A 7282-nucleotide genomic window follows, 5' to 3' on the forward strand; every position below is an offset into this window, starting at 1 on the left:
TGCCCGATTGCATCTGCGCCCTTGCATCAATAATCGACATTGATAGGGCGCTGTTCGTCCCTTCTGGTTCGGAGCATGCATGGCGGAAGAAAGCGATCTCGAAAAAACGGAACCCGGTTCTCCCCGGCGCCTGGAAAAGGCGCGCGAAGAAGGCCAGGTTGCCCGTTCGCGCGAGCTGAGCACGTTTGTCATGCTGAGCACCGGCATCGGCGGCTTGTGGCTGACGGCGGTGCCGATGGCAGAGCATATCGGCCACGCTTTACGGCAGGGCATGCAATTCAAGCGCGCCGCCGCCTTCGACTCCTCTTACATGCTGACCCAGGCCGCCGCCGCTGGGCAGGAAGCGCTGCAGGCCTTGCTGCCCTTGCTGGCCATGCTGGCGCTGGCGGCCCTGACAGCGCCGCTGATGCTGGGCGGCTGGCTGTTTTCTCCGGATGCGCTGGCGCCGAAATTTTCCAAGCTGAACCCCGCGACCGGCATCGCCCGCATCTTCTCCAGCCAGTCGCTGGCGGAACTGTTCAAGGCATGCACCAAGTCGGTACTGGTAGGCGGCATCGCCTACTGGGTCATGTCGCACAACCTGGATACGCTGCTCGGCCTGCTGAGCGAGCCGGTGCATGGCGCGTTGGCGCATACGGTGCGGCTGGTGGCCAATTGCTGCGGCCTGATCATTGCTTCCTTGCTGCTGGTGGCGGCGATCGACGTGCCGTATCAGTTATGGAGCTATTACCGCAAGCTGCGCATGACGCGCGAAGAGCTGAAGCAGGAACACAAGGAAAGCGAAGGCGATCCGCACGTCAAGGGCCAGATCAGGCGCCAGCAGCAACAGATGGCGCGGCGGCGCATGATGGCCGAGGTGGCGACCGCCGATGTGGTGGTGACCAATCCGACCCACTTTGCGGTCGCGCTCAAATACAGCGACAAGGAAATGCGCGCGCCGCGCGTGGTGGCCAAAGGCACCGACCTGGTGGCGCTGCGCATCCGCGCCATCGGCGCCGAACACAAGATCCCCATGCTGGAAGCGCCGCCCCTGACCCGGGCGCTGTATCGCCATACCAACCTCGGCGAAGAAATCCCGGCCGCGCTGTACACCGCAGTGGCTGAAGTGCTGGCCTGGGTGTACCAGCTGCAGCGCTGGCGCAGCGAGGGCGGCATTGCGCCACGCACGCCGGCTGACCTGCCGGTTCCCGATTCATTAGACACTTTAGCGAGCCCGGCATGAAGCCTGCAGGACCAGCTTTTTCATTCAGTTCCTTGCCCCGGCTAGGGGCCGCCATATTGGCCGGCAACAGCGTCAAGGGCATGGCCGGTCCGGTGCTGATCATCATGATCCTGGGCATGATGATATTGCCCTTGCCGCCTTTCCTGCTCGACCTGCTGTTCACTTTCAATATCGCGCTGTCGGTGATGGTGCTGCTGGTCAGCATGTACACCATGAAGGCGCTGGATTTTGCCGCCTTCCCGGCGGTACTGCTGTTTTCTACCTTGCTGCGCTTGTCGCTCAACGTCGCTTCCACCCGGGTGGTGTTGCTGGAAGGCCATACCGGTCCGGATGCCGCCGGCAAGGTGATCGAAGCCTTCGGCCATTTCCTGGTGGGTGGCAATTTTGCTGTCGGCATCGTGGTGTTCGTGATCCTGGTGGTGATCAACTTCATGGTCATTACCAAGGGCGCAGGACGGATTGCCGAAGTCGGCGCGCGTTTCACGCTGGATGCGATGCCCGGCAAGCAGATGGCGATCGACGCTGACCTCAACGCCGGCCTGATCGGTGAAGACGTGGCGCGCAAACGCCGCGCCGAAGTCGCGCAGGAAGCGGATTTCTACGGTTCCATGGACGGCGCCAGCAAATTCGTGCGCGGCGATGCGGTGGCCGGCTTGCTGATCATGGTGATCAACGTGGTTGGCGGCCTGATCGTCGGCGTCGCCCAGCATGGCCTGGATATTTCGGTGGCGGCCAAGAACTACACCTTGCTGACCATCGGCGATGGCCTGGTGGCGCAGATTCCGGCGCTGGTGATTTCCACCGCGGCCGGCGTCATCGTCTCGCGCGTGACTACCGATGAAGATGTCGGCCAGCAGCTGATGGGGCAATTGTTTTCCAATCCGCAGGTGCTGTTCCTGACCGCCGGCATCATCGGCCTGATGGGACTGGTGCCGGGCATGCCGCATGTGGCGTTCCTGATCATTGCCGGCGGCCTGGTCTATCTCGGCCGCCGTTTGCTGCAGAAAACCGCGGCGGCGGAATATGCGGCCAAGGCGCCGCCGCCTTCCGCCGTGGCTGCGGAACCGGCCGACGCCAGCTGGGATGATGTGGCGCTGGTCGATCCGCTTGGACTGGAAGTCGGCTACCGTCTGATTTCGCTGGTGGACCGCAGCCAGAACGGCGAGCTGCTGGGGCGCATCAAGAGCATACGCAAGAAATTTGCGCAGGACATCGGCTTCCTGGTGCCGGTGGTGCATATCCGCGACAACCTTGAACTCAAGCCGAATTCCTATGTGATCACGCTGAAGGGCGTGGAGATCGCCAACGGCGAAGCCTGGCCTGGGCAATGGATGGCGATCAATCCGGGTCAGGTCAGCGCCACCTTGCCCGGCACGCAGACGGTCGATCCGGCCTTCGGCCTGCCGGCAGTCTGGATCGAAAGCCCCATGCGGGAACAGGCGCAGATCTACGGCTATACCGTGGTCGACGCCAGCACCGTGATCGCCACCCACCTGAACCACCTGATCCATGCCCATTCGGCGGAACTGCTGGGACGGCAGGAAGTGCAGCAGCTGCTGGACCGGGTCGGCAAGGATGCGCCGAAGCTGATCGAGGACCTGGTGCCGAAGCTGCTGTCGCTGACGACATTGCAGAAAGTATTGCAAAACCTGCTGGACGAAAGCGTCTCGATACGCGACATGCGCACCATCCTCGACGTCCTGCTGGAGCACGGAGCCGCAGTCAGCGACGCCACCGAGCTGACCTCGCTGGTGCGGCTGGCGCTGGGCCGGGCCATCACCCAGCAGCTGTTCCCCGGCAACGGCGAACTGCAGGTGATCGGCCTCGACAGTTCGCTGGACCGGGTCCTGCTGCAGGCGCTGAGCAACGGCAGCGGGCTGGAGCCGGGGCTGGCCGACAGCCTGCTGGCGCAGACCCAGGCCGCGATCACGCGCCAGGAGCAGTTCGGCCTGGCGCCGGTGCTGGTGGTGCAGCATCCGCTGCGGGTCTTGCTGGCGCGGTTTTTACGCCGCAGCCTGCCGCAGCTCAAGGTGCTGTCGCATGCCGAAATTCCTGACACCCGCACCATCAAAGTAACCGCCACTATCGGAGGCAAGGCTTGAACATGAACACTGACAGCGTCACCATCGTCGCGCCGTCCAGCCGCGAAGCGCTGCGCCTGGTGCGCGAGCAGCTGGGGCCGGACGCCATCATCGTTTCCAGCCGGGCGACTCCCGCCGGCGCCGAAATTGTCGCCATGCTGGAAACCGCAGGCGATGCGCGTACGGCACCGGCGCCGGCATCCGCAGCTGCTGTTGCCGCACCGGTGGTGCAGTCGGCAGCAAGCGCCGCCGCGCCATTCAGCATGGACAGCAACGGTAGCGTTATCAGCGAAATCCATTCGATGCGCGGCATGATTGAAGAACAGCTGGCCGGCCTGGTATGGAACGACAAGCAGCGCCGTGATCCGGTGCGCGGCCACCTGCTGCGTACCTTGCTGGGCGCCGGCTTCAGCGCCAGCCTGGCGAAAGCGATGTTGGATCATTTGCCGACCGGCCAGAATTTTTCCTCCGGCATGGCCTGGGTCAAGGCCGAACTGGCGCGCAACCTGCCCTTGATGGAAAACGAAGATGCGCTGATGGATGGCGGCGGCGTCTACGCCCTGATGGGTCCGACCGGAGTAGGCAAGACCACCACCACCGCCAAGCTGGCGGCGCGTTGCGTGATGCGCTTCGGCGCCGACAAGCTGGCGCTGCTGACTACCGACAGCTACCGCATCGGCGCGTTTGAACAGCTGCGCATTTACGGCAAGATCCTGGGCGTGTCGGTGCATGCGGTGAAAGACGCGGCCGACCTGCGGCTAGTGCTGGAGGATTTGCGCGACAAGCACATGGTCCTGATCGACACGGTCGGCAAGAGCCAGCGCGACCGCAGCGTGTCAGACCAGGTCGCCATGCTGTGCGGCGCCGGCCGTCCGGTCAAGCGCTTGCTGCTGTTGAACGCCGCCAGCCACGGCGACACCCTGAATGAAGTGGTGCACGCCTATAAGGACAGCGCCGGCGGCAACCAGCTGGCGGGATGCATCTTCACCAAGACCGACGAAGCCACCCATCCCGGCGCACTGCTGGATACCGTGATCCGTCACCGATTGCCGGTGCACTACGTCTCTTGCGGCCAGAAAGTGCCGGAAAACCTGATGCTGGCCGAGCGCGCGCAACTGGTCGACAGCGTGTTCCAGAGCGCCAGCCGCAGCGCCTTGTTTGTTCCGGGCGAAGCCGGCCTGGGCGAGCTGCCGGCGGCATTGAGCAATGACGTCGAACTGGCAGCAGCGGCCGCCGCCACGGAACGTTTGCGCAGCCAGTGCCAGCAACTGATCCGGGTGCTAGCGCATGACGCTGAAGAACTGGCCGCTAACGCCAGTGCGCTGACCGATGGCGGGATCGGCTTCGAGGCCAGCAGCGCATTGTGGCGATGCCTGGCGGACGACGGCACAGGCAGCCAGGTGGTAGCGCACAAACTGCTGGCGCACGCAAAAACGGAAATAGACCTTGCCTGCACCACCCATGTGCTGGCGATCAGCGGCAAGACCGAACTGGTCGCCGGCCGCAGCGGCGACGCTTATGCCTTGCAGTCCAGTCTATTGCTGTCGGATCGCGACGGCATGCCGCTGGCGGCGCCGCATCAATTGCTGTCGACCGCGCTTGCCGCCGGTGCAAGCAGCATCATGCCGACACCGGCGCTGCGCCAGCTGGCCTGGATGCATGGCCAGGATTTCGGCAAGCCGGTGGTGCACCTGCTCGACAGGATGCCGGCGCCAAGCCTGGTCGATTCCTGGCAGGCCGGCGGCCTGTCATGGCTGGCCCGGGCTCGCAGCACGACGCGCGTAGAGTGCGGCGGCGTCAGGACAATCCTGGCGCAACTGACCGCGCAACTGGTCTTCACTGCGCCGCAGATGATCACCTACAAGGGCAGGCCGGCGCAGCAGACGCTGGCGGAAACGGCAATCACCCTGGGCAGCGACTTGCGTTGCGCGGTCGTGCGCATCACCGATCAGCATAACGGCAAGCTGCTGGCCAGCTGGCATTTGCTGACCAACCTGGCGCCAGCTGCGACGGCATCGCAGCTGGCCGCATGGAGTCGCTGGAAACAGGCCGCCGATCCTTATTACAAGTTGCTCAAGCAAGCCATCCTGCAGCTCGGCGCCTGCACCGAGCCGGGCGACAGCCATATGCAAAAGCGCTTGCTGGTTGCCGCCCAGGTCAGCACCACCATCTGGCGCCTGGCCCTGAGCCGGGACGACTGGGCCGGTCCGGCGCGCACATTGCTGGCGCAACTGGCCGGACACCGGATCCGTTCCGGCTCGGTCACCGTCGCTTCCGCCGCAGCGCTGTTTGAAGGTTTCGGCAAGCTGATCGCGCTGCTGGATGCGCTGGCGCTGGACACTGACAACGTTCCTGGCTTGGCGCCGGTGCACGGCACGGCGGCGTTGCCAGGATGAGGAGGCGCGTTTGAACAAGGTGGTCAGCGACCAGGCGGACGGTTTGCGCTGCCTGATGGCACGGCATTCAGGCACGCAGGCAGCGCATGTCATCGCACTGGTCGGCAGCAGTCCAAGGGTAGGCGTCACCAGCGTGGCCCTGAACCTGGCCGCGGCGCTGGTGCAGCAGGGAAAAGAAGTGCTGTTGCTGGACGAGCAGGGCGGGGCGCAGTCGGCAGCTGCGATGTGGGCTGGCGCTGCGGCGGGCAGCTGGTCCGATGTTGCCGGCGGCCTGCCGCTGCAAGCTGCGGCCTCGCGCCTGGCTTGCGGAGCGCTGCTGCTGGCAGTGCGCAAAGGCGATGCGACCGCAGCGGCCGAAGTGCGCAATGTGTTCCAGGGACAGGTAATCCTGATCGACGCCAGCCTCGGCCGGGACGGCGCCTTGTCGCCCCTGGCGGCGCAGGCCGACGATGTGGTGGTGGTGCTGCGGCCGCAGGCGTCGTCGATTACCGCTGCCTACGCGTGCGTCAAGCAGCTGCATTACGCGCATGCGCTGCAGCGCCTGAGGATCATGGTCAACCTGGCGGCCGGCATGCCGGCGGCGCAGCACGTGCTGAACAACCTGGCCAGCGCCGGCAGCCGTTACCTGGGCCTGGCGCTGGAGCCTGCCGGCTGCGTGGCGGAGGATCCGCAGCTGGTGCGCGCGCAAAGACTCAAGTTGAGCGTGGTGGAGGCATTCCAGACCAGCGCTGCGGCAATCGATTTCCGCCGCATCGCCGGCCAGCTGCTGCAATGGCCGCGCCCTGTTGTTAACCGAAATCTGGACACTGTGTGAGTAGAGCAGGAAGAGGAATCCATCATGTATACGGCTCAGGGAAAAATCGACAAATCCGACACGCTGGCGCAATACGCGCCGCTGGTGCGGCGCCTGGCTTTGCAGCTGATCGCGAAATTGCCGGCCAGCGTGGAGCTGGACGACATGATCCAGGCCGGCATGCTGGGTTTGCTGGATGCCGCCAACCGCTACCAGGACGACCAGGGCGCGCAATTCGAAACCTACGCCAGCCAGCGTATCCGCGGCGCGATGCTGGACGAATTGCGGGCCAACGACTGGCTGTCGCGCGGCCTGCGCCAATCTTCGCGCAAGGTCGACGCCGCGGTGCAGGCACTGGAGCAGAAACTGGCGCGGCCGCCCAGCGAGCGTGAAATCGCGCAGTCGATGCAGCTGTCGCTGGAAGATTACCAGCACCTACTGCAGGAGATCCACGGCTCGCAGCTAGTGTATTACGAAGACTGCGAAGGCGGCAGCAACGAAAATTCCTTTCTTGACCGCCAGCATGACGATAACCATCGCAGCGGCGCCAGCGATCCGCTGCAGCGCCTGCTGGACAGCGGCATGCGCCATATGCTGGTGGAGGCGATCGCCCTGATGCCGGAACGGGAGCGCTTGCTGCTCAGCTTGTACTACGAACAGGAAATGAATTTGCGCGAAATCGGCGCCGTGCTGGAAGTCAGCCAGTCGCGCGTCTGCCAGCTGCATAGCCAGGCTATCAGCCGCTTGCGGGTGCGCTTGAATGAAACCAGCCGGAGCGAGATTGCCTGAG

5 protein-coding genes are annotated in these 7282 nt (G+C 64.6%); all 5 read left to right on the forward strand.

Going from position 1 to position 7282, the window contains the following annotated elements; all coding sequences use genetic code 11:
• The first annotated feature begins 79 nt into the window (after window positions 1-79).
• The 5 genes from flhB to JWQ61_RS01280 are packed head-to-tail and all read left to right on the forward strand — an operon-like array spanning window position 80 to window position 7281.
• On the forward strand, window positions 80-1222 hold the full coding sequence (flhB, locus tag JWQ61_RS01260; RefSeq protein WP_304358914.1) for a flagellar biosynthesis protein FlhB: 1143 nt from the start codon (window positions 80-82) through the stop codon (window positions 1220-1222).
• The gene (gene flhA, locus JWQ61_RS01265) at window positions 1219-3324 is read left to right on the forward strand and encodes a flagellar biosynthesis protein FlhA (protein WP_304358915.1); all 2106 of its coding nucleotides are present in this window, start codon (window positions 1219-1221) and stop codon (window positions 3322-3324) included. Before flhB ends, flhA begins: the two co-directional genes overlap by 4 nt.
• Window positions 3325-3326: 2 nt before the next feature.
• Complete coding sequence (gene flhF, locus JWQ61_RS01270) at window positions 3327-5699, forward strand: flagellar biosynthesis protein FlhF (protein WP_304358916.1); 2373 nt, start codon at window positions 3327-3329, stop codon at window positions 5697-5699.
• Window positions 5700-5718: 19 nt separating this feature from the next.
• Window positions 5719-6513: a flagellar biosynthesis protein FlhG gene (locus tag JWQ61_RS01275; RefSeq protein ID WP_304358918.1), complete on the forward strand. Its 795-nt coding sequence runs from the start codon at window positions 5719-5721 to the stop codon at window positions 6511-6513.
• Window positions 6514-6537: 24 nt separating this feature from the next.
• A complete protein-coding gene (locus tag JWQ61_RS01280) occupies window positions 6538-7281 on the forward strand; it encodes an RNA polymerase sigma factor FliA (protein WP_304358917.1) in 744 nt (247 codons plus the stop codon).
• Window position 7282 lies beyond the last annotated feature (1 nt).

The sequence above is a fragment of the Collimonas fungivorans genome (assembly GCF_028292705.1).
Lineage (GTDB): Bacteria > Pseudomonadota > Gammaproteobacteria > Burkholderiales > Burkholderiaceae_D > Collimonas > Collimonas fungivorans_B.

What these genes read in the sequence shown, in the direction of transcription:
- flhF (WP_304358916.1), top strand. Translation starts at nt 3,327, where the DNA reads ATGAACACTGACAGCGTCACCATCGTCGCGCCGTCCAGCCGCGAAGCG.
- flhA (WP_304358915.1), top strand. Translation starts at nt 1,219, where the DNA reads ATGAAGCCTGCAGGACCAGCTTTTTCATTCAGTTCCTTGCCCCGGCTA.
- flhB (WP_304358914.1), top strand. Translation starts at nt 80, where the DNA reads ATGGCGGAAGAAAGCGATCTCGAAAAAACGGAACCCGGTTCTCCCCGG.
- JWQ61_RS01280 (WP_304358917.1), top strand. Translation starts at nt 6,538, where the DNA reads ATGTATACGGCTCAGGGAAAAATCGACAAATCCGACACGCTGGCGCAA.